Origin of the sequence: Streptomyces sp. NPDC003456, from assembly GCF_042878735.1 — a bacterium.
Classification (GTDB): Bacteria; Actinomycetota; Actinomycetes; order Streptomycetales; family Streptomycetaceae; genus Streptomyces.
The window spans coordinates 401631-422009 of record NZ_JBIAOK010000005.1; the positions used below are offsets into that span (position 1 = coordinate 401631).

A 20379-nucleotide genomic window follows, 5' to 3' on the forward strand; every position below is an offset into this window, starting at 1 on the left:
TGAGGCCACTACGCGTAAACAGCACATGAACGAGCCGGGACCGCCGCACACGGATTGGCTCAATCTGAACGCCCCACGAGAAGACGAAGAAGAGAGCCGGTCATGGACTTCCTTCGCCCCGCCAGCTGGGAGGATGCGCTCGCCGCGAAGGCCGAGCATCCCACCGCTGTGCCGATTGCGGGTGGCACCGACGTGATGGTCGAGATCAACTTCGACCACCGCCGGCCCGAGTACCTCCTCGACCTGAACCGCGTCGGCGAGCTCTCCGAGTGGGAGGTCGGCGAGGAGAGCGTGCGGCTGGGTGCCTCCGTGCCCTACACCAGGATCATGGAGAACCTGCGCGCCGAGCTGCCGGGCCTCGCCCTCGCCTCGCACACCGTCGCCTCCCCGCAGATCCGCAACCGCGGCGGTGTCGGCGGCAACCTCGGCACGGCCTCCCCGGCCGGCGACGCCCACCCCGCCCTGCTGGCCGCGGGCGCCGAGGTGGAGGTCGAGTCGGTGCGCGGCAGCCGCCTCATCCCGATCGACGCGTTCTACAAGGGCGTGAAGCGCAACGCGCTGGAGCCGGACGAGCTGATCCGCGCGGTGCACGTGAAGAAGGCGGACGGGCCGCAGCAGTTCTCCAAGGTCGGCACCCGCAACGCCATGGTGATCGCCGTGTGCGCCTTCGGGCTCGCGCTGCACCCCCGGACGCGGACCGTGCGCACCGGAATCGGCTCCGCCGCGCCGACCCCCGTTCGGGCCAAGGCCGCCGAGGAGTTTCTGAACGCCGCGCTGGAGGAAGGCGGCTTCTGGGACAACGGCAAGATCATCACTCCGTCGGTCGCCAAGCAGTTCGCCGACCTGTGCTCCGCCGCCTGCAACCCGATCGACGACGTCCGGGGCACGGCGAGCTACCGCCGCCACGCGGTCGGCGTCATGGCCCGCCGCACACTGACCTGGACCTGGGAGTCCTACCGCGGCGACCGCCGCCTCACCGAGGGAGCTGCGTGATGCGCGTCAACTTCACGGTCAACGGCCGTCCGCAGGAGGCCGACGACGTGTGGGAGGGCGAGTCCCTGCTGTACGTCCTGAGGGAGCGGCTCGGCCTGCCGGGCTCGAAGAACGCCTGCGAGCAGGGCGAGTGCGGCTCGTGCACGGTCCGCCTGGACGGCGTGCCGGTGTGCTCGTGCCTGGTCGCCGCCGGGCAGGTGGAGGGCCGCGAGGTCGTCACCGTCGAGGGGCTCGCCGACCACGCCAGGCAGCGCGCCGAGGGCGGCTGCGCCTCGGGAGCCTGCGGCACCTCGCTGCAGGACGCCCAGGGATGGCAGGCCAAGGGCACCGACTCGCAGACCGGTGAGGGGACCGAACTCGCCCCGATCCAGCAGGCGTTCATCGACGCCGGCGCCGTCCAGTGCGGCTTCTGCACCCCGGGGCTGCTGGTCGCCGCCGACGAGATGCTGGAGCGCAACCCCAACCCGACCGACGCGGACATCCGCGAGGCGCTGTCGGGCAACCTGTGCCGCTGCACCGGCTACGAGAAGATCATGGACGCGGTCCGCCTGGCGGCCGCCCGGCAGTCGGAGGCGGTCTGATCGTGTCATCCCCCAGCGGAACCCCCACGAAGATCACCCAGGGCACCCCGACCAAGGGCGGCATCGGCGAGTCCACGCTGCGCCCGGACGGCACCCTCAAGGTCACCGGCGAGTTCGCGTACTCGTCCGACATGTGGCACGAGGACATGCTCTGGGGCCAGATCCTGCGCTCCACCGTCGCCCACGCCGAGATCGTCTCGATCGACACCGCCGAGGCCCTGGCCACCCCCGGTGTGTACGCCGTGCTGACGTACGACGACCTGCCGACCGACGTGAGGAACTACGGCCTGGAGATCCAGGACACCCCGGTCCTCGCCCACGGCAAGGTCCGCCATCACGGCGAGCCGGTCGCCCTCGTTGCCGCCGACCACCCGGAGACCGCCCGCCGGGCCGCCGCGAAGATCAAGGTGGAGTACCGGGAGCTGCCCGTCGTCACGGACGAGGCCTCCGCCACCGCCCCGGACGCGATCCTCGTCCACGACAACCGCGACGACCACCACAGCGGTCACGTCCCGCACCCGAACATCGTGCACCGCCAGCCGATCGTGCGCGGGAACGTGGCCGAGGCCCGCGCGCGGGCCGACGTGATCGTCGAGGGCGAGTACACCTTCGGCATGCAGGACCAGGCGTTCCTCGGCCCCGAGTCCGGCCTCGCCGTGCCGGAGGAGGACGGCGGCGTCCACCTCTACATCGCCACCCAGTGGCTGCACAGCGACCTGCGCCAGATGGCGCCCGTGCTGGGCCTGCCCGAGGACAAGGTGCGCATGACGCTGTCCGGCGTCGGCGGCGCGTTCGGCGGCCGCGAGGACCTGTCGATGCAGATCCACGCCTGCCTGCTCGCCCTGCGCACCGGCAAGCCCGTCAAGATCGTCTACAACCGCTTCGAGTCCTTCTTCGGGCACGTCCACCGCCACCCCGCGAAGCTGTACTACGAGCACGGGGCCACCAAGGACGGCAAGCTCACCCACATGAAGTGCCGGATCGTCCTGGACGGCGGCGCCTACGCCTCCGCCTCCCCGGCGGTCGTCGGCAACGCCTCCTCCCTGTCCGTCGGGCCGTACGTGATCGACGACGTGGACATCGAGGCCATCGCCCTCTACACCAACAACCCGCCCTGCGGCGCCATGCGCGGCTTCGGCGCGGTCCAGGCGTGCTTCGCCTACGAGGCGCAGATGGACAAGCTCGCCGCGAAACTCGGCATGGACCCGGTGGAGTTCCGCCGGCTCAACGCCATGGAGCAGGGCACGCTCATGCCCACCGGCCAGCCGGTCGACTCCCCGGCCCCCGTCGCCGAACTCCTGCGCCGCGTCAAGGCGATGCCGATGCCGCCGGAGCGCCAGTGGGAGTCCAGCGAGGGCGCCGACGTACGGCAGCTGCCGGGCGGACTGTCCAACACCACGCACGGCGAGGGCGTCGTGCGCGGGGTCGGCTACGCCGTCGGCATCAAGAACGTCGGCTTCTCCGAGGGGTTCGACGACTACTCCACCGCCAAGGTCCGCATGGAGGTCCTCGCCGGGGAGCCCGTCGCCACCGTGCACACCGCCATGGCGGAGGTCGGCCAGGGCGGCGTCACCGTCCACGCCCAGATCGCCCGGACCGAGCTGGGCGTCACCCAGGTGACCATCCACCCGGCCGACACGCAGGTGGGCAGCGCCGGTTCGACGTCCGCCTCCCGGCAGACGTACGTCACCGGCGGCGCGGTGAAGAACTCCTGCGAACTCGTCCGCGAGAAGGTGCTGGAGATCGGCCGCCGCAAGTTCGGCAGCCACCACCCCGCCTGGGCGACGGCCGAACTGGTCCTGGAGGCCGGCAAGGTCGTCACCGACGGCGGCGAGGTCCTCGCCGACCTGGTGGACGTCCTGGAGGACGAGACCGTCGAGGTCGAGGCGGAGTGGCGGCACCGGCCGACCGAGCCCTTCGACCTGCGCACCGGGCAGGGCAACGGGCACGTGCAGTACTCGTTCGCCGCCCACCGCGCCGTCGTCGAGGTCGACACCGAACTCGGCCTGGTCAAGGTCGTCGAACTGGCCTGCGCCCAGGACGTCGGCAAGGCGCTCAACCCGCTGTCGGTGATCGGCCAGATCCAGGGCGGCACCACCCAGGGCCTCGGCGTGGCCGTGATGGAGGAGATCGTCGTCGACCCGAAGACGGCGAAGGTCAAGAACCCCTCCTTCACCGACTACCTGATCCCGACGATCCTCGACACGCCGACCATCCCGGTCGACGTGCTCGAACTCGCCGACGAGCACGCCCCGTACGGCCTGCGCGGCATCGGCGAGGCCCCCACCCTGTCGTCGACCCCGGCCGTGCTCGCCGCGATCCGCGCGGCGACCGGGCTGGAGCTGAACAGGACGCCGGTCCGCCCCGAGCACCTGACCGGCACCCCGTAAGAGCTCTCCGGGCGGCGCACGGGAACGTCACACTTCCGCGCCGCCCGGAGATCCGGGCACCGCACCGCTCGCGGTCCCGGGAACCGACTGATCGTTCGTCTCGGGCCGTCCCCCGGGTCGTGCGGCCGAAGCACCTTCCCAAATCCCGCGCGTCGTCACGACGAGCCGCGGGTGCCCCTGTGAACCTTGGGAGTAGGCCCACATGACCCAGCAGTCAGTAGAGCCGAGGACCACAGCCGACGACGCGGGCGAAGGCACCCGCGTCCCGGCCGGCAGGTCCTGGCTCGACCGGTACTTCCACATCTCCCACAGAGGGTCGACCGTCGCCCGCGAAGTGCGCGGCGGCATCACGACCTTCATGGCGATGGCGTACATCCTCCTGCTCAACCCCCTGATCCTGTCCGGCAAGGACGCGGCCGGGAACACGCTCGCCCAGCCGGGCCTGATCACCGCGACCGCGTTCGCGGCGGCCCTGACCACCCTGCTGATGGGCTTCGTCGGCAAGGTGCCCCTCGCCCTCGCCGCGGGCCTGTCCGTCTCCGGGGTCCTCGCCTCCCAGGTCGCGCCCGAGATGACCTGGCCGCAGGCGATGGGCATGTGCGTCATGTACGGCGTGGTCATCATGCTTCTGGTGGTGACCGGCCTGCGCGAGATGATCATGAACGCGATCCCCCTCGCCCTCAAGCACGGCATCACCATGGGCATCGGCCTGTTCATCGCCCTCATCGGGTTCTACAAGTCCGGGTTCGTGCACCAGGGCGAGGCCACCCCCGTCACGCTCGGCCCGGCGGGCGAACTGGCCGGCTGGCCCGTGCTGCTCTTCGCCGGCACCCTGCTGCTGATCTTCATGCTCCAGGCGCGCAACATCCCGGGCGCCATCCTCATCGGCATCGTCAGCGGCACGGTCGTCGCCGCGGTCCTGAACGCCGCCGGGGTCGTCGACCCCGAGCAGTGGGCGGGCGGCGCACCGGAACTGCACGGCAGCGCCGTGTCCATGCCCGACTTCTCGCTCTTCGGCGACGTCGAGTTCGGCGGCTGGGGCGAGGTCGGCGCGATGACCGTCGGCATGATCGTCTTCACGCTGGTGCTGGCCGGGTTCTTCGACGCGATGGCCACCATCATCGGCGTCGGCACCGAGGCGAAGCTCGCCGACGACAAGGGCCGGATGCCGGGCCTGTCCAAGGCGCTGTTCATCGACGGGGCCGGCGGCGCGATCGGCGGTGTGTCGGGCGGCTCCGGCCAGACGGTGTTCATCGAGTCGGCCACCGGGGTCGGCGAGGGCGCCCGCACGGGACTGGCCTCGGTGGTCACCGGCCTGTTCTTCGCGGCCTGCCTGTTCTTCACCCCGCTCACCGCGATCGTGCCGCAGGAGGTCGCCTCCGCCGCCCTCGTCGTCATCGGCGCCATGATGCTGATGAACGCCCGGCACGTGGACTGGGCCGACCGGGCCACCGCCGTCCCGGTGTTCCTGACGGTCGTGCTGATGCCCTTCACGTACACCATCACCACCGGTGTCGCCGCGGGCGTCATCTCCTACGCCGCCATCAAGACCGCCCAGGGCAAGTGGCGCGAGATCGGCGCCTTCATGTGGATCCTCACGGCGGTGTTCCTCGTGTACTTCGCCCTCAACCCGATCGAGAGCTGGCTCGGCGTCCACTGACGCCCCGCCCGAGTCCCGACGCGACAGCCCGAAGGAGACCGAGACACATGCTGGACATCGCCGAGGAGCTGAACCGGTGGGTCGAGCAGGGCCGTGACTTCGCCGTGGCCACCGTGGTGGCCGTCGGCGGCAGCGCGCCCCGCCAGCCCGGCGCCGCGCTCGCGGTGGACGCCGACGGCACGGCGATCGGCTCGGTCTCCGGGGGGTGCGTGGAGGGCGCGGTCTACGAGCTGTGCGAACAGGCGCTGCGGGACGGCGAGACCGTCCTGGAACGCTTCGGCTACAGCGACGACGACGCCTTCGCCGTGGGCCTGACCTGCGGCGGCGTCATCGACATCCTGGTCACCCCGGTCCGCGCCGCCGACGCGGTGCGGCCGGTGGTCGCGGCCGCTCTCACCGCCGCCGCCGCAGGCCGGGCGGCGGCGGTGGCGCGGATCGTCTCCGGTCCGCGCGAACTGACCGGCCGGGCCCTGCTCGTCCGCCCCGACGGCTCCACCACCGGCGGTTTCGGGGCCCACCCGGAGCTGGACCGCACGGTCGCCGCCGAGGCGGCCGCCTTCCTGGACGCCGGCCGCACCGGCACCCTGGAGATCGGAGAGCAGGGCTCTCGCTGCGGAGCACCGCTCACCGTCCTGGTCGAGTCCTCGGTCCCCGCCCCCCGCATGATCGTGTTCGGCGCGATCGACTTCGCCTCCGCCCTGGTCCGCGTCGGCAAGTTCCTCGGCTACCACGTCACCGTGTGCGACGCGCGGCCCGTCTTCGCCACCCGGACCCGGTTCCCCGAGGCCGACGAGATCGTCGTCGACTGGCCCCACCGCTACCTGGAGAGCACGCAGGTCGACGCCCGCACGGTGCTGTGCGTCCTGACCCACGACGCCAAGTTCGACGTGCCCCTGCTGAAGCTGGCGCTGCGCCTGCCGGTGGCGTACGTCGGCGCCATGGGCTCCCGGCGCACCCACCTGGACCGCAACGCCCGCCTGCGCGACGTCGGCGTCACCGACCTGGAGCTGAGCCGCCTGCACTCGCCGATCGGGCTGGACCTCGGCGCCCGTACGCCCGAGGAGACGGCCCTGTCGATCGCCGCGGAGATCGTCGCCGGGCGGCGCGGAGGCAGCGGTGTCCCGCTGACCGGGGCGCACACCCCCATCCACCACGCGCCGCAGTCCGAGGCGGTGGGCCGGATCGGCTCGGTGGCCTGACCCCCGGCCGCGGCCCGCCCCCGCCCGTCAGGGCAGCCGGAGCAGGTGGTTCACGGTCCGCCCGAAGACCTGGCGCGCCGAGAGCCGCAGGACGCCGTCGAAGAGCGACGGCACGAACCGGACGCGGATCTCCTCGCGCCACAGCACCCGCGTGCGCCCGCCGGGGCCCGGCCGCACCTCCAGCTCGGCCCAGCCGAGCACCACGCCGCCGCGCTTGACCAGCCGGCACCTGCCGGGGCCGCCGTCCACCGGCGGCTCCCACACCGTGACCTCCATCGGGTCGTCGAAGCCCAGCGGTCCGACGCCCGAGCGGGCCACGACACGCGTGCCCTCGCGCGTCGGTCCCGGCGGGACCGTCCGGACCACGGTCAGCGGCACGGTCGCACCGTGCCGCTCCCACCGCGTGATCCGCCGCCACGCCTCGTCGAGGGGGAGCGGCACCGTGCGCTCGAGCAGGAAGTTCGCCACACCCCGATCGTAGGGAACCCGCGCCGCCCACCGTCCCGGTCGGGCCCCCTTCACCCGGTCGGCCCAGCACCGGCTCCGCGGGGCCGGCCGCCCGTCAGCGGTAGACCTGCCCGGGCTCCGCCCTGCCCGGGGCGAGCAGGTGGGGGACCGTCACGAACACGTAGCCCCGTTCCTTCAGGGCGTCGATGATCCCCGGTACGGCCGGCACCGTGCCGTCGTAGATGTCGTGGAGCAGGATGATGCCGTCCCGGGACGACTGGCGCAGGACGCGGCGGGTGATCAGGGCCGGGTCGGTCGTGGTGTAGTCCTTGGCCGTCACGCTCCACAGCACCTCGGACAGCCCGAGTTCGCGGCTGATCTCGTGCACGGTGTCGTCGGTGCGGCCCTGCGGCGGCCGCATCAGGGTGGGGCGCCGGCCCGTGAGGCGCTGTATCTCCTCGTTGGGGCGGCGCAGCTCCTCCCGTATCTCCTCGGGGCTCAGCTCGGTCAGTATCCGGTGGCTCCAGGTGTGGCTGGCCACCTCGTGGCCCTCGTCGGCCATCCGCCGCACCAGGTCCGGGTACTTCTCGATGTGCCGCTTCCCCAGGAGGAAGAAGGTCGCCGGGACCTGCTTCTCCTTCAGGATGTCCAGCAGCCGGGCCGAGTGCTCGCTCGGCCCGGCGTCGAAGGTCAGGGCGATGCATCTGACCTCGCGGCAGTCCGCGACGCCGATGCGGGCCGCCTGGGTGCCGGAGGCTCCCTGGGCGCGGACGGCGCTGGGAGCGGTGGTGCCGGGCCCGGAGCAGCCGCTCAGCGCGGCGGCCAGGGCCGCGGTCACCGCGAGCGTCCCGAGGCGCCGGAACGAGGTCCCCGTTTTCGTCGTCTTCTTGGTCGGAGAAGGCATGCCGGGACTATACATGTCGTGTATACATGCCGTTTATAGTGCGTTCGCACACCCGATGGCCGACTGCGCGGGCGTACCCAGGAGCCGCACGGCAGGCTGCTGGCATGACACCGGACACGGCAGCCGCGCCGACGCCACCGCGTCTCCTCGTCCTGCGCGCCCTGGGCCTCGGCGACCTCCTCGCCGGCGTCCCCGCCCTGCGCGCCCTGCGGCGGGCCCACCCGGACCACGAGCTGACCCTGGCGGCCCCCGCCGAGCTGGCCCCGGTCGCGCGGGCGACGGGAGCCGTGGACCGGCTGCTGCCCGCCTCCGCGCCGGGCCGCGAGGTCCCGCGCTCCCTCGACTGGAGCGGCCCGCCCCCGGACGTCGCCGTCGACCTGCACGGCAACGGACCCCTCAGCCACCGGCTGCTGGCGGACCTGCGCCCCGCGCGGCTGCTCGCCTTCGCCCACCCCGACACGCCGGAGATCGACGGGCCGACCTGGTACGCCGAGGAGCACGAACGCGACCGCTGGTGCCGGCTGCTGCGCTGGTACGGCCTCGACGCCGACCCGCGCGACCTGCGCCTGCCCCCGCCGCGCACCTCCTCGCCGGCGCCCGGCGCGGCCGTCCTGCACCCCGGCGCCGGCTCGCCGGCCCGCTGCTGGCCCGTCGAGCGGTACGCGGCCGTCGCGGCCGGGCTGCGCGCCCGCGGCCTGCGGGTGGTCGTCACGGGGGGCGCCGACGAGGGCGACCTCGTGGCGCGGCTGGCCAAGCAGGCGGACCTGGCCGACACGGACGTGTTCGGCGGCGGCCTGCCCTTCGGCCGGCTGTCCGCCCTGGTCGCCGCCGCGTCCTGCGTGATCAGCGGCGACACCGGCGTCGCCCACCTCGCCGCCGCCCACGGCACACCGTCCGTCACGCTGTTCGGGCCGGTCGCGCCCAGTCGCTGGGGCCCGCCGCCCGACCCCCGCCACCGCACGCTCTGGTACGGGCCGGAAGGCGACCCGCACGGCCGCCGCCCCGACCCCGCCCTGCTGCGCATCACACCCGACGACGTGCTGCGCGCCCACGGTGAACTGCCAGGAATCGCGAGGTCGTGAGCGGGCACCCGGCCACGATGAACGTCCAGCACCCGGAGGCATGCCGGGTCGGCATCGTCATCGCGACCCGCAACCGCTGCGGGACCCTCGCCGAGAGCCTCGCCCAGCTCCTCGCCCTCCCGGAACGGCCCCGCGTCCTCGTCGTGGACAACGCCTCCACCGACGGCACGCGCGCGATGCTCGCCCGGGACTTCCCCGAGGTGCGCCTGCTGGCCCTGCCGCTCAACCACGGGGCCCTCGCCCGCACCCACGGCGCCCGCGTTCTGGACACCCCCTATGTCGCCTTCAGCGACGACGACTCCTGGTGGGCGCCCGGCGCGCTGAGCCGGGCGGCACAGCTGATGGACGCGCACCCGCGGCTCGGCCTGATCTCCGCCCGCACGCTCGTCGGTCCCACCGCCCGCCCCGACCCGCTCAACGAGGTCCTCGCCGGCTCCCCCCTCGGTCCGGCCGACGACCTGCCCGGCACCCAGGTCCTGGGCTTCCTCGCCTGCGCCTCGGTGGTCCGCCGCCACGCCTACCTCGACGCGGGCGGCTTCCACCGGCTGCTGTTCTTCGGCGGTGAGGAGACCCTCCTCGCCTACGACCTGGCCGCCCGCGACTGGGGCGTCAGCCACTGCCCCGACATCGTCGCCCACCACCACCCGGCGACCGGGCCCCGCGCCGGCCGCCCGGTCGTCCAGCGCCGCAACGAGCTCCTCACCGCCTGGCTGCGCCGCCCGGTGCCGTACGCGCTCGCCCGCACCCGCGCCCTCGCCGCCGAGGCCCGCCACGACGAGCGCGCCCGGCAGGCTTTGCGCGCCACGCTCGTCCGGCTGCCGGCCGCCCTGCGCGCGCGCCGGCCCCTGCCCCCGCACGTCGAGCGGGCCGCGCGCCTGCTGGAGGAAGTGGCCGCATGACCGACCCCCGCACCACCGTCGTGGTCATCACCTACAACCGGCGCCGCGAGCTGCTGCGCACCCTGGACCACCTCGCCCGGCTGCCCGAACGCCCGGCGGTGATCGTCACCGACAACGGCTCCGCGGACGGCACCGCCGAGGCCGTGGCCCGCCACCACCCGCAGGTCCGGCTGCTGCGGCCGGGCCGCAACCTCGGCGCCGTCGGCCGCAACCTCGCCATCCGGCAGGTCGGCACACCGTACGTCGCCTTCTGCGACGACGACTCCTGGTGGGCCCCCGGCTCCCTGACCGGCGCGGCCGACCTGCTCGACGAGCACCCGGGCCTCGGCACGGTCACGGCCCGCATCATCGTCGAGCCGGACGGCGTCGACGACCCCATCGTCGAGGAGCTGCGCCACTCGCCCGTCCCCGGTCCGCCCTGGCTGCCCGGACCGGCCCTCGGCTCGTTCCTGGCCGCCGCGACCGTGCTGCGCACCGACGCCTTCCGGGCCGCGGGCGGATTCCACCCGCGGCTGTGGCTGGGCGGCGAGGAGGAACTGCTGGCCGCGGACCTGGCGGCGGCGGGGTGGTGGCTGACGTACGCGGACCACCTGGCGGTGCACCACCACGCCTCGGTGGTGCGCGACGCGACCCTGCGCCGTACCCACGGCATCCGCAACACCCTGTGGTTCACCTGGCTGCGCAGGCCGGCCGGTCCCGCCCTGCGCCGGACGCTGAACCTGGCCCGCACGGTCCCGCGGGACGTGGCCTCCCTGCGCGCCTTCGCCGAGGCCGCCGCCGCCCTGCCCTGGGTCATGCGCGAACGCCGGGTCCTGCCCCGCGAGGTCGAGTCCCGCCTGCGCCTGCTGGAGCCCGCGCAGCGCGCCTCCAAGGCCCGGCGCTACACAGGCTGACCCCGCGGCGCCGAATGAGCGGTGCCCCGCGACGGCGCGGGCCCCGGCGTCGCGCACGCGGGTCCGAGCGGCGCAGGGCGGGGCGCCGGTCAGCCGCCGCACCAGCGGCACATGAGCCGGAACGCGGCGAACAGCGTCAGCGGCCACAGCGCGGCGAAGGCCCAGATCACACCCGGCTCGGAGGTGACGATGCCGGCCACCATGAGGGCCACCGACACCGCGAGCAGCACCAGCACGCTCCACCCGCGGGGGCGGTAGGAACCGGCACGGGCCAGGATCCGGGTGAGGCCGGGACGGCGGTCCAGCCGCCCGGTGCGCATCCGGCGGTCCAGGCGGCGGTCGCGGCGCAGGACGCGCTCCATCTCGTCGAGGATGCGCTGCTCGTTCTCGGGAAGTCGGCCGATGGACACGCGCTTTCTCCTTCCGGACGGCCGGACCGCCGCCTCCCGGGAGCGTGCCGCGGGCGTGCAGGCGGGACGTCCGGGCGGGACGTGCGGGCGGGGGACGTGCGACGGGGAACGTACAGCGGGTGCCCCGGGACTCCCGGAAGCTAACCGCGCACGGGCCGGGCCAGTGCCTCGACGAGCCGGTCCGCGCTGTCCGGCGCCGCGCCCTCCCGGAAGCCGTCACGGATCTGCCGTGCGGTCACCCGCCCGCCGGTCAGGCACCAGTCCCACCAGCGGTCCAACTGCCGTACGTCCAGCCGCTCGGCGGGCACCAGCGCGGGCCAGCCGCAGGCCCGGGCCTGCGCGCCGAGTTTGGCCCCGCCCTCCACCGGGTCCACGGCCAGCACGGGAGTGCCGACCCGCAGGGCGATGACCAGCCCGTGCAGCCGGTCGGTGACGACCAGGTCCAGCTTGGCCAGGACGGACTGCAGTTGGGCGGGCGTGGCGCTCAGGTGCCAGTCGCGGGTGTCCAGCCGGGTCTCCAGCTCCAGCCGGGCGCAGTCCTTGGCGGCCAGCCAGCGCGTCACCTCCTCGGCGACCTGGCCGTGCCGCCGCAACGCCCCGTACTCGTGCTGGCCGTGGGTGAGGATCACGCCGACCACCGGCCGCGCCGGCACCTGCGGGGCGCGGGCCGCCAGGTCCTCGACCGGCTCGCGGTCCGGCGCGTCCCGGGGCAGCACCCGGTGGAAGCCGGTCACCGCCGGACCGTCCGGGTCGATCACCGAGGTGCCCACCGCGATCCGCACACAGTGCGCGAACCGCCGGTGCAGCTCCTCCACCTGCGGGCCGTGCAGCGGACCGCAGACGAACACCAGATGCGTGTAGTCCGCGGGCCGCAGCCGGTCCAGATGCAGCGCCTCCGGCCGGAAACCCGGGCTCCAGGCGATGTCGTACGGGATGCCCGTGCCCCTCAGGACGTCCTCCACCCGGCGCAGGGCGAGGACGTCCCCGGCGGTGGCCTCCCCGTCGGGGAAGCTGAACCACCCGGTCAGCAGCACTCTGCGCGGTCGCATGCCCTCTTGTGTCTGCACACGCCCTGAGTGCCCCGCCCGCCACCAGAACATTCGGGACAAAACGTAAAACGCGTGCCCGCCGTAGGCTGGACCCGTGTCCGGCACGCCGCAGCGGACGCCGGTCTCCCTCACGGTCCGGCCGTCGACGCCCGCCCTGGCTCCCCTGATCGGGGCGATGGGCCACGCCGAGGGCCGTTTCGCGCACGCCGCCGAACTGGCCCTGCCGACGGGCGGGGCGCAACTGCTGGTGAACCTCGATCGGGACGCCCTCACCCGCACACCGCTGCACGGCGCCGGGCGCAGCACCGGGGGCGCCGCCGTGCACGGGCCGTGCACCGGGCCGGCCGTGATCGACCCGGCGCAGCAGCGCGCCGTCCTCTGGGTGGCCTTCCGCCCCGGGGGACTGAGCCCCTTCCTGCCCGTCCCCGTCTGCGAGGTGCGCGACGAACTGGCCGGACTGGACGACCTGTGGGGCGGCGACGGCGCGGTCCTGCGCGAGCGGCTGCTGGAGGCCGTGGCCGCCGGCGGCCCGCCCGCCGGACTGCGCACGCTGGAGACGGCCCTGCTGGAGCGGTCCCGGACCCTTGCGGCGCCCGACCCGGCCGTCCGCCGCGCCGCGTTCCTGCTCGACCGGGGCACACCCGTGGCCGAGGTCGCCGACCGGCTCGGCTGGACGGCGAGGCGGCTGACCCGCCGGTGCGCCGGGCACCTCGGCGTCCCGCCCAAGCGGTACGCGCGCGTGCGGCGCTTCCAGCGGCTGCTGCGGCGCGTGAACGCCGGGCAGGGGCCGCCGGACTGGGCGGCGCTCGCCGCGGACTGCGGCTACCACGACCAGGCCCACCTGATCCACGAGTTCCGTGCGCTGGCCGGTATCACGCCGGGCGCCTACGCCCCGCGCTCGCCGGGGGAGGGCAACCACGTACCGCTCCCCGGGTGAGGCGCGCGGGGACGGCCGTTTTCTACAATCCACGGTCCCGGCGCGCACGTCACGGTGAAGGCATGACCCACGCAGGCGGCAAGCCCGCCCCCACCCGCTTCCACCCCCGGCTCGTGGTCTCCGACGGGCCGCGAGCCGTCGACTTCTACCGCACCGCGCTCGGCGCCGAGGAGATCGAGCGGTACACCGGCCCCGGGGGCCGCATCGTGCACGCCCTGCTGCGGCTCGGTGACGCGCTGATCGCCGTCAAGGACGCCGGCGACGGCGACCCGGCGCCGCCCGACCTCGGCGGCACCCCGGTGATCCTGGCGCTCGAGGTGTCCGACGCCGACGCCGTCGCCGAGGCCATGCTGCGCGCCGGGGCGAGCGTCGTGCACCCCGTGGCCGACCAGCACTACGGGCAGCGCGGCGGACGCCTGGCCGACCCGTTCGGGCACCAGTGGATGATCTCCCATCCCATCGAGGACCTGACGCCCGATCAGATCCAGCGGCGCACGGACGAGTTGTTCTCCTCCTGAGGCGGTGCCGCCCCCGGGTGGCTCAGGTGCGGCCCGCGACCGGTTCCTCGACCGGGGCCTGCGCTTCCACCTTGCCTCCCGGGTGGCGCAGGGCGCACAGGAAGGCGAGGCCCAGGGCGACGGCCATGCCGTAGAACACCCACTGGTTGGCCTCGGCGAAGTCCATGCGGATCGCGGACATCGCGTCCCGGGTCGCCTCGGCCGCGGGACCGGTGCCGGTGGGCGGCCGGGCGTCGCCGTTGCCGGTGACCGACTCGGTGACGTCGCGCGCCACGCTCTCCGCCGTCCCGGCGGGCACGCCCCGGGACTCCAGGGTGCCCGTCACGTTGTCGGTCGTCGCGTGCGTCAGCATCGTGCCGTAGATCGCCATGCCCACGCTGGCCGCGAAGTTGCGCACCGTCTGGGTGATGCCGGTGACCTCGCCGTAGGAGGTGCCGATGGCCCGGTTCACGGCGTCCGTCGACGCCGGCGCGAGGATGAAGCCGACACCGGCCCCGGCCAGTGCCGCGTAGAGCCACTGGTCGTGCATGGTCAGGTCGGTGAGTTCGCCCGCCCAGAGCGCGAACCCGACGGCGCCCACCACGCCGCCCAGCTTCAGGGCCGGCCGCGCGCCCTTCTTGTCGAGGATCCGGCCGCCCCACTGGGAGGCGATCGCGAAGCCCACGAAGACGTACAGCAGGTAGAGCGCCGCCTGGTTCGGCGAGGCGCTCAGCGACACCTGCGCGTAGACGGAGGCGAAGAAGAACACCGGGACGAACGCGAGCATCGCGAAGAACAGCACCAGCGCGTCGACGCTGAACGCCTTGTCGCGGAAGACCCGCAGGTCGATCAGCGGGTTCTCCACCCCGCGTTCGTAGCGGACGAACCCGGCCAGCACCGCCAGGCCCCCCGCGATGCACACCCAGGTGGCCCAGCTGTCCCAGCCCCAGGAGAACGCCTGCTGGAAGCCGAGGACGCTCAGGCCCATGCCGAGCGCGATGAGGACGGCACCCGGCACGTCCAGCGTGCCGGACCGCCGCCGGTCGGGGACGTGCGCGAGGGCCGTCAGCACCAGCGCCACGATCGCCACCGGGACGTTGACCCAGAACACCGCCCGCCAGGTCCAGTTGGTCAGCCAGCCGCCCAGCAGCGGGCCGACGGCCGTCAGCGCACCGGTGATGCCGAAGAACAGGGCCAGGGCGCGCCCGCGCCGCTCGACCGGGAACACGGCCACCACCACGGCCAGGGCGGCGGGGAACAGCAGCGCCGCGCCCAGCCCCTGGGTCGCCCGGAAGACGATCAGCCAGGCCTGTGCGGCGCCGCCCTCGGGGACGCAGCCGCACAGCACCGAGGACACCACGAACACCAGCGTGCCGACGACGACGACCCGGCGCGGCCCGTACAGGTCCGCGAGCCGCCCGCCGAGCGCGAAGAACGCCGCGAGGGCCAGCAGGTAGGCGTTGACCACCCACTGCATCCCGGAGGAGGACAGCCCCAGTTCGCGGACGATGTCCGGCGCCGCGATCGACACGATGGTCTGGTCGATGAAGGTCATGGCGACGGCGAACATCATCGCCGCCAGCGCCAGCGCCTGCCTGGGCGCTGCCGGGGAGGAGGACGCGGTCCCGCGTCCCGGGCTCACGTTGCTCACCCGTTCAGTCTGCGCCCGCGGGAAACATGCCGCATCACGGGGCATCTGACGCCTCTTGCGTCACGGCAATACCGCCGAACGGGCCTTCCTGCAAGCCCTCGGACGTGTGAATACGGCCTCCCCGGCCATGTGACCGTGGTCCGCCCCGGATACCGCGTCGACCGTGCAGGATGCGGGCACCAAGGAGGACAGACGCACAGACGAGGAGAGGCAGACGATGGTTCCAGCGGAAGCTGAACCGCAGAGGATCGGCATTCCGGCCGAGTCCACTGCGGGCGAGACCAGGGTGGCGGCCACACCGGCCACCGTGGGCAGACTCGTCGCGCTCGGATACGACGTGGTGGTCGAGCCGGGAGCGGGAGCCCCGTCCCGCTTCTCCGACGCCGCCTACGAGGAGGCGGGGGCCCGCCTCGGCGATCCGTGGCAGGCGGAGATCGTGCTCAAGGTCAACGGCCCCTCCCGCGAGGAGACCGCGCGGCTGCGCGACGGGGCGACCCTGGTCGCGCTGATCAGTCCCGCGTTCAACCCGGAGCTGGTCGACGAACTGGCCCGGCGGCCCATCACCGTGCTCGCCATGGACGCCGTGCCGCGCATCTCCCGCGCCCAGTCCCTGGACGTCCTCAGCTCGATGGCGAACATCGCGGGCTACCGGGCCGTGGTCGAGGCCGCGCACGCCTTCGGCCGCTTCTTCACCGGCCAGGTGACCGCCGCCGGGAAGGTGCCGCCCGCGAAGGTCCTGGTGGCGGGGGCCGGCGTGGCCGGTCTCGCGGCGATCGGCGCCGCCCGCAGTCTCGGCGCGGTCGTCCGCGCCACCGACCCCCGGCCCGAGGTCGCCGAGCAGGTCCGCTCGCTGGGCGGGGAGTTCCTCAGCGTCTCGACCGAGCAGGAGGTGAGCAGCGACGGCTACGCCAAGGCCACGTCGGAGGACTACGACCGGCTCGCCGCGCAGCTCTACGCCGAGCAGGCCGCCGACGTCGACATCATCATCACCACCGCCCTCATCCCGGGCCGGCCGGCGCCGCGGCTGATCACCGCCGAGGACGTCGCGCGCATGAAGCCCGGCAGCGTCATCGTGGACATGGCCGCCGCGCAGGGCGGCAACGTCGAGGGCACGGTCGCCGGAAAGGCCGTCGTCACCGACAACGACGTGACGATCATCGGCTACACCGACCTGCCCGGCCGGCTGCCCGCCCAGGCCTCACAGCTGTACGGCACCAACCTCGTCAACCTCATGAAGCTGCTCACGCCGGGCAAGGACGGCCGTCTGGTCCTCGACTTCGACGACGTGGTGCAGCGCTCGATGACCGTGGTCCGCGACGGCGAGAAGACCTGGCCGCCGCCCCCGGTGCAGGTGTCCGCCGCCCCGGCCCCCGCCGCCGCGAAGGACACCGCGGCCGCCGCCCCCGAGGCGACGGCGAAGCCCGCCCGGCCCGCGTGGGCCTCCTACGCCCTCGTCGCCGCCGGGGCGCTCGCGCTGTTCCTCGTCACGGCCTTCTCCCCGAGCGAACTCCTCGGCCACTTCACGGTCTTCGTCCTGGCGATCGTCATCGGTTTCTACGTCATCGGCAACGTGCACCACGCGCTGCACACCCCGCTGATGTCGGTCACCAACGCCATCTCCGGGATCGTCGTGGTCGGCGCGCTGCTGCAGATCGGGCAGGGGGACACGGCCGTCACCGTGCTGTCGTTCGCCGCGATCCTGCTGGCCAGCATCAACATCTTCGGCGGTTTCGCCGTGACCCGCCGCATGCTCGGCATGTTCTCGAAGGGCTGATCAGGGATGACCACAGACACGGCCGCACAGGCCGCCTACGTCGTCGCGGCGCTGCTGTTCATCCTCAGCCTCGCCGGCCTCTCCCAGCACCGGACCTCGCGTTCGGGAGTCGTCTGGGGCATCGCGGGCATGGCCGTCGCGCTCGCCGCGACCGTCGGTCTCGCCTCCCGCAGCATCACCGCCACCGGGCTGGTGCTGATCGTCGTCGCCACGGCCGTCGGCGCGGGCATCGGCCTGTGGCGGGCCCGGGTCGTCGAGATGACCGGCATGCCCGAGCTGATCGCCATCATGCACAGCCTCGTCGGCCTGGCCGCCACGTTCGTCGGCTGGAACGGCTACCTCGACGTCGACGCCGAGCTGTCCGGCTCGCTGCTGGGCATCCACCACGCCGAGGTGTTCATCGGCGTGTTCATCGGCGCCGTCACCTTCACCGGCTCGGTCGTCGCCTACCTGAAGCTCTCGGCGCGCATCGCCTCCCGCCCGCTGACGCTGCCCGGCAAGCACGTGCTGAACATCGGCGCGCTGGTCGCCTTCGTGGGGCTGACCATCGCGTTCGTGGCACGCCCGAACATGGGCCTGCTCATCGCGGTCACCGTCGTCGCCCTGGCCCTCGGCGCGCACCTGGTCGCCTCCATCGGCGGCGGCGACATGCCGGTGGTGGTCTCCATGCTGAACAGCTACTCGGGCTGGGCGGCGGCCGCCTCGGGCTTCCTGCTCGCGAACAACCTGCTCATCGTCACCGGCGCGCTGGTCGGCTCCTCCGGTGCCTACCTGTCGTACATCATGTGCAAGGCGATGAACCGGTCCTTCATCTCCGTCATCGCCGGCGGCTTCGGCACCCCGGCGGCGGCGGACGAGGAGGGCGAGCAGGGCGAGCACCGGGAGATCAGCGCGGAGGAGACCGCCGAACTCCTCGGCAACGCCTCCTCGGTCATCATCACGCCGGGCTACGGCATGGCCGTCGCCCAGGCGCAGTACCCGGTGGCCGAACTCGCGCGCAAGCTGCGCGAGCGGGGCGTCGAGGTGCGCTTCGGCATCCATCCGGTCGCCGGCCGGCTGCCCGGGCACATGAACGTGCTGCTCGCCGAGGCCAACGTGCCCTACGACATCGTCCTGGAGATGGACGAGATCAACGACGACTTCGCCGCCACCTCGGTCGTCCTGGTCATCGGCGCCAACGACACGGTCAACCCGGCCGCCACCGACAACCCGTCCAGCCCCATCGCGGGCATGCCGGTGCTGCACGTGTGGGAGGCGTCGAACGTGGTCGTCTTCAAGCGGTCCATGGCCGCCGGCTACGCGGGCGTGCAGAACCCGCTGTTCTTCCGCGAGAACACCCAGATGCTCTTCGGTGACGCCAAGCAGCGGGTCGAGGACATCCTGCGCGGCCTGGACGCCCTGGACACTCCGGTCCGCCAGATGGCGAGCACCTCCGGCTGAGCCGCCGGGCACCCGCGCGCGAAGGCCGGCTCGACACCGTCGAGCCGGCCTTCCCGTGTCCTTCCGCGTGCCGCCGTGCGGTCAGTCCGTGCCGGATTCCATCGCCGCGCGGTCCAGCCAGGCGTCCTCCTCCGAGACTTCGCCGCGGGAGGCGATGGCCTCGGCGCCGCCCTGCGGCAGCTCCGGCATGGTGCCGATCAGCCCGGTCGCGGCGGCCTGGGAGGCGCCGATGGTGGGGCTGCCGGTGCCGATCAGGCCGATCCCGGCGTACTGCTCCAGCTTGGCGCGCGAGTCGGCGATGTCCAGGTTGCGCATGGTGAGCTGGCCGATCCGGTCGACCGGGCCGAACGCGGAGTCCTCGGTGCGCTCCATGGACAGCTTGTCCGGGTGGTAGCTGAACGCGGGGCCGGTGGTGTCGAGGATCGAGTAGTCCTCGCCGCGCCGCAGCCGCAGGGTCACCTCGCCGGTGACGGCCGCGCCCACCCAGCGCTGCAGCGACTCGCGGATCATCAGCGCCTGCGGGTCCAGCCAGCGGCCCTCGTACATCAGCCGGCCGAGCCGACGGCCCTCGGTGTGGTACTGGGCGAGGGTGTCCTCGTTGTGGATCGCGTTGACCAGCCGCTCGTAGGCGGCGTGCAGCAGGGCCATGCCGGGGGCCTCGTAGATGCCGCGGCTCTTGGCCTCGATGATGCGGTTCTCGATCTGGTCCGACATGCCGAGCCCGTGCCGGCCGCCGATGGCGTTGGCCTCCATCACCAGGTCGACGGCGGTGGGGAACTCCTTGCCGTTGATCGTCACCGGGCGGCCCTGGTCGAAGCCGATCGTCACGTCCTCGGTGGCGATCTCGACCTCGGGGTCCCAGAACTTCACGCCCATGATGGGCTCGACCGTCTCGATGCCGGTGTCCAGGTGCTCCAGGGTCTTGGCCTCGTGCGTGGCGCCCCAGATGTTGGCGTCGGTGGAGTACGCCTTCTCCGTGCTGTCGCGGTAGGGGAGGCCGTGGGCCAGGAGCCACTCCGACATCTCCTTGCGGCCGCCCAGCTCGGTCACGAACGCCGCGTCCAGCCAGGGCTTGTAGATCCGGAGGTGCGGGTTGGCGAGCAGGCCGTAGCGGTAGAACCGCTCGATGTCGTTGCCCTTGAAGGTGGAGCCGTCGCCCCAGATCTGGACGTCGTCCTCCAGCATCGCCCGCACCAGCAGCGTGCCGGTGACGGCCCGGCCGAGGGGGGTGGTGTTGAAGTACGCCCGCCCGCCCGAGCGGATGTGGAACGCGCCGCAGGTCAGCGCGGCCAGGCCCTCCTCGACCAGCGCGGCACGGCAGTCGACCAGGCGCGCGATCTCGGCCCCGTAGGTCCGGGCACGGCCGGGCACCGAGGCGATGTCGGGCTCGTCGTACTGGCCGATGTCGGCGGTGTAGGTGCACGGGACGGCACCCTTGTCGCGCATCCACGCGACCGCGACGGAGGTGTCGAGACCGCCCGAGAAGGCGATGCCGACGCGCTCGCCGGCGGGCAGGGAGGTGAGGACCTTGGACATAGAAAGAGTATGTATCACTTTGCATAGTCATGCAAGC

At 73.2% G+C, this 20379-nt stretch carries 18 protein-coding genes; 12 read left to right on the forward strand and 6 right to left on the reverse strand.

Annotated elements, in window-relative coordinates:
* Positions 1-102 precede the first annotated feature (102 nt).
* The 5 genes from ACFYWG_RS22810 to ACFYWG_RS22830 all read left to right on the forward strand — a co-directional run bounded on the left by ACFYWG_RS22810 (position 103) and on the right by ACFYWG_RS22830 (position 6823).
* Entirely contained in the window at positions 103-993 is an 891-nt protein-coding gene (locus ACFYWG_RS22810; RefSeq protein WP_383506792.1) for an FAD binding domain-containing protein, read from the forward strand.
* The gene (locus ACFYWG_RS22815) at positions 993-1574 is read left to right on the forward strand and encodes a (2Fe-2S)-binding protein (protein WP_376325414.1); all 582 of its coding nucleotides are present in this window, start codon (positions 993-995) and stop codon (positions 1572-1574) included. The genes ACFYWG_RS22810 and ACFYWG_RS22815 overlap by 1 nt, the downstream gene beginning before the upstream one ends.
* A 2-nt stretch (positions 1575-1576) precedes the next feature.
* The gene (locus ACFYWG_RS22820; RefSeq protein WP_389203152.1) at positions 1577-3964 is read left to right on the forward strand and encodes a xanthine dehydrogenase family protein molybdopterin-binding subunit; all 2388 of its coding nucleotides are present in this window, start codon (positions 1577-1579) and stop codon (positions 3962-3964) included.
* Positions 3965-4166: 202 nt separating this feature from the next.
* Positions 4167-5624, forward strand: a complete 1458-nt coding sequence (locus tag ACFYWG_RS22825) for an NCS2 family permease (protein WP_389203153.1) — start codon at positions 4167-4169, stop codon at positions 5622-5624.
* Between the two features lie 47 nt (positions 5625-5671).
* A complete protein-coding gene (locus tag ACFYWG_RS22830; protein ID WP_383506784.1) occupies positions 5672-6823 on the forward strand; it encodes an XdhC family protein in 1152 nt (383 codons plus the stop codon).
* Between the two features lie 27 nt (positions 6824-6850).
* Here the strand turns inward: ACFYWG_RS22830 and ACFYWG_RS22835 are convergent, their stop codons facing one another.
* The gene (locus tag ACFYWG_RS22835) at positions 6851-7291 is read right to left on the reverse strand and encodes an SRPBCC family protein (RefSeq protein ID WP_389203156.1); all 441 of its coding nucleotides are present in this window, start codon (positions 7289-7291) and stop codon (positions 6851-6853) included.
* Between the two features lie 94 nt (positions 7292-7385).
* On the reverse strand, positions 7386-8174 hold the full coding sequence (locus tag ACFYWG_RS22840) for a polysaccharide deacetylase family protein (RefSeq protein ID WP_385417639.1): 789 nt from the start codon (positions 8172-8174) through the stop codon (positions 7386-7388).
* Between the two features lie 104 nt (positions 8175-8278).
* Between ACFYWG_RS22840 and ACFYWG_RS22845 the strand changes: the two genes are divergently transcribed.
* Genes ACFYWG_RS22845 through ACFYWG_RS22855 form a run of 3 tightly spaced genes read left to right on the forward strand, consistent with a single transcriptional unit; the run spans position 8279 to position 11048 of the window.
* Positions 8279-9256 carry a glycosyltransferase family 9 protein gene (locus tag ACFYWG_RS22845; RefSeq protein WP_389203158.1) on the forward strand — a complete coding sequence of 326 codons (978 nt, stop codon included), beginning with the start codon at positions 8279-8281 and terminating at the stop codon, positions 9254-9256.
* Positions 9257-9273: 17 nt separating this feature from the next.
* Entirely contained in the window at positions 9274-10155 is an 882-nt protein-coding gene (locus ACFYWG_RS22850) for a glycosyltransferase family 2 protein (RefSeq protein WP_389203523.1), read from the forward strand.
* Positions 10152-11048, forward strand: a complete 897-nt coding sequence (locus ACFYWG_RS22855) for a glycosyltransferase family 2 protein (RefSeq protein ID WP_389203160.1) — start codon at positions 10152-10154, stop codon at positions 11046-11048. Before ACFYWG_RS22850 ends, ACFYWG_RS22855 begins: the two co-directional genes overlap by 4 nt.
* 89 nt (positions 11049-11137) lie before the next feature.
* Here the strand turns inward: ACFYWG_RS22855 and ACFYWG_RS22860 are convergent, their stop codons facing one another.
* Positions 11138-11458 (reverse strand): DUF3040 domain-containing protein, encoded by a 321-nt coding sequence (locus ACFYWG_RS22860; protein WP_383506769.1) that lies wholly within the window; start codon positions 11456-11458, stop codon positions 11138-11140.
* Positions 11459-11598: 140 nt separating this feature from the next.
* Positions 11599-12507 (reverse strand): polysaccharide pyruvyl transferase family protein, encoded by a 909-nt coding sequence (locus tag ACFYWG_RS22865; RefSeq protein ID WP_385417647.1) that lies wholly within the window; start codon positions 12505-12507, stop codon positions 11599-11601.
* A gap of 94 nt (positions 12508-12601) precedes the next feature.
* Here ACFYWG_RS22865 and ACFYWG_RS22870 point away from each other — a divergent pair, with 94 nt between their 5' ends.
* Positions 12602-13444 (forward strand): helix-turn-helix domain-containing protein, encoded by an 843-nt coding sequence (locus tag ACFYWG_RS22870; protein WP_389203163.1) that lies wholly within the window; start codon positions 12602-12604, stop codon positions 13442-13444.
* Between the two features lie 62 nt (positions 13445-13506).
* A complete protein-coding gene (locus ACFYWG_RS22875) occupies positions 13507-13962 on the forward strand; it encodes a VOC family protein (protein WP_389203165.1) in 456 nt (151 codons plus the stop codon).
* 22 nt (positions 13963-13984) lie between these two features.
* On the opposite strand, the gene ACFYWG_RS22880 is transcribed toward ACFYWG_RS22875, so the two are convergent.
* Entirely contained in the window at positions 13985-15514 is a 1530-nt protein-coding gene (locus tag ACFYWG_RS22880; protein WP_376325628.1) for an MFS transporter, read from the reverse strand.
* A gap of 295 nt (positions 15515-15809) precedes the next feature.
* Here ACFYWG_RS22880 and ACFYWG_RS22885 point away from each other — a divergent pair, with 295 nt between their 5' ends.
* Both ACFYWG_RS22885 and pntB read left to right on the forward strand, forming a co-directional pair.
* Positions 15810-17366, forward strand: a complete 1557-nt coding sequence (locus ACFYWG_RS22885; RefSeq protein WP_383506757.1) for a Re/Si-specific NAD(P)(+) transhydrogenase subunit alpha — start codon at positions 15810-15812, stop codon at positions 17364-17366.
* 6 nt (positions 17367-17372) lie between these two features.
* Complete coding sequence (gene pntB / locus ACFYWG_RS22890; RefSeq protein ID WP_376325446.1) at positions 17373-18806, forward strand: Re/Si-specific NAD(P)(+) transhydrogenase subunit beta; 1434 nt, start codon at positions 17373-17375, stop codon at positions 18804-18806.
* Positions 18807-18887: 81 nt separating this feature from the next.
* Here the strand turns inward: pntB and argG are convergent, their stop codons facing one another.
* A complete protein-coding gene (gene argG / locus ACFYWG_RS22895; RefSeq protein ID WP_376325449.1) occupies positions 18888-20342 on the reverse strand; it encodes an argininosuccinate synthase in 1455 nt (484 codons plus the stop codon).
* Between the last annotated feature and the right edge of the window lie 37 nt (positions 20343-20379).

Bases quoted from the DNA above. Each gene is read 5' to 3' on its own strand.
- ACFYWG_RS22810 (WP_383506792.1), top strand. From the start codon at position 103: ATGGACTTCCTTCGCCCCGCCAGCTGGGAGGATGCGCTCGCCGCGAAG.
- ACFYWG_RS22815 (WP_376325414.1), top strand. From the start codon at position 993: ATGCGCGTCAACTTCACGGTCAACGGCCGTCCGCAGGAGGCCGACGAC.
- ACFYWG_RS22825 (WP_389203153.1), top strand. From the start codon at position 4,167: ATGACCCAGCAGTCAGTAGAGCCGAGGACCACAGCCGACGACGCGGGC.
- ACFYWG_RS22830 (WP_383506784.1), top strand. From the start codon at position 5,672: ATGCTGGACATCGCCGAGGAGCTGAACCGGTGGGTCGAGCAGGGCCGT.
- ACFYWG_RS22840 (WP_385417639.1), bottom strand. From the start codon at position 8,174: ATGCCTTCTCCGACCAAGAAGACGACGAAAACGGGGACCTCGTTCCGG.
- ACFYWG_RS22845 (WP_389203158.1), top strand. From the start codon at position 8,279: ATGACACCGGACACGGCAGCCGCGCCGACGCCACCGCGTCTCCTCGTC.
- ACFYWG_RS22850 (WP_389203523.1), top strand. From the start codon at position 9,274: ATGAACGTCCAGCACCCGGAGGCATGCCGGGTCGGCATCGTCATCGCG.
- ACFYWG_RS22855 (WP_389203160.1), top strand. From the start codon at position 10,152: ATGACCGACCCCCGCACCACCGTCGTGGTCATCACCTACAACCGGCGC.
- ACFYWG_RS22865 (WP_385417647.1), bottom strand. From the start codon at position 12,507: ATGCGACCGCGCAGAGTGCTGCTGACCGGGTGGTTCAGCTTCCCCGAC.
- ACFYWG_RS22875 (WP_389203165.1), top strand. From the start codon at position 13,507: ATGACCCACGCAGGCGGCAAGCCCGCCCCCACCCGCTTCCACCCCCGG.
- ACFYWG_RS22880 (WP_376325628.1), bottom strand. From the start codon at position 15,514: ATGATGTTCGCCGTCGCCATGACCTTCATCGACCAGACCATCGTGTCG.
- ACFYWG_RS22885 (WP_383506757.1), top strand. From the start codon at position 15,810: ATGGTTCCAGCGGAAGCTGAACCGCAGAGGATCGGCATTCCGGCCGAG.
- pntB (WP_376325446.1), top strand. From the start codon at position 17,373: ATGACCACAGACACGGCCGCACAGGCCGCCTACGTCGTCGCGGCGCTG.
- argG (WP_376325449.1), bottom strand. From the start codon at position 20,342: ATGTCCAAGGTCCTCACCTCCCTGCCCGCCGGCGAGCGCGTCGGCATC.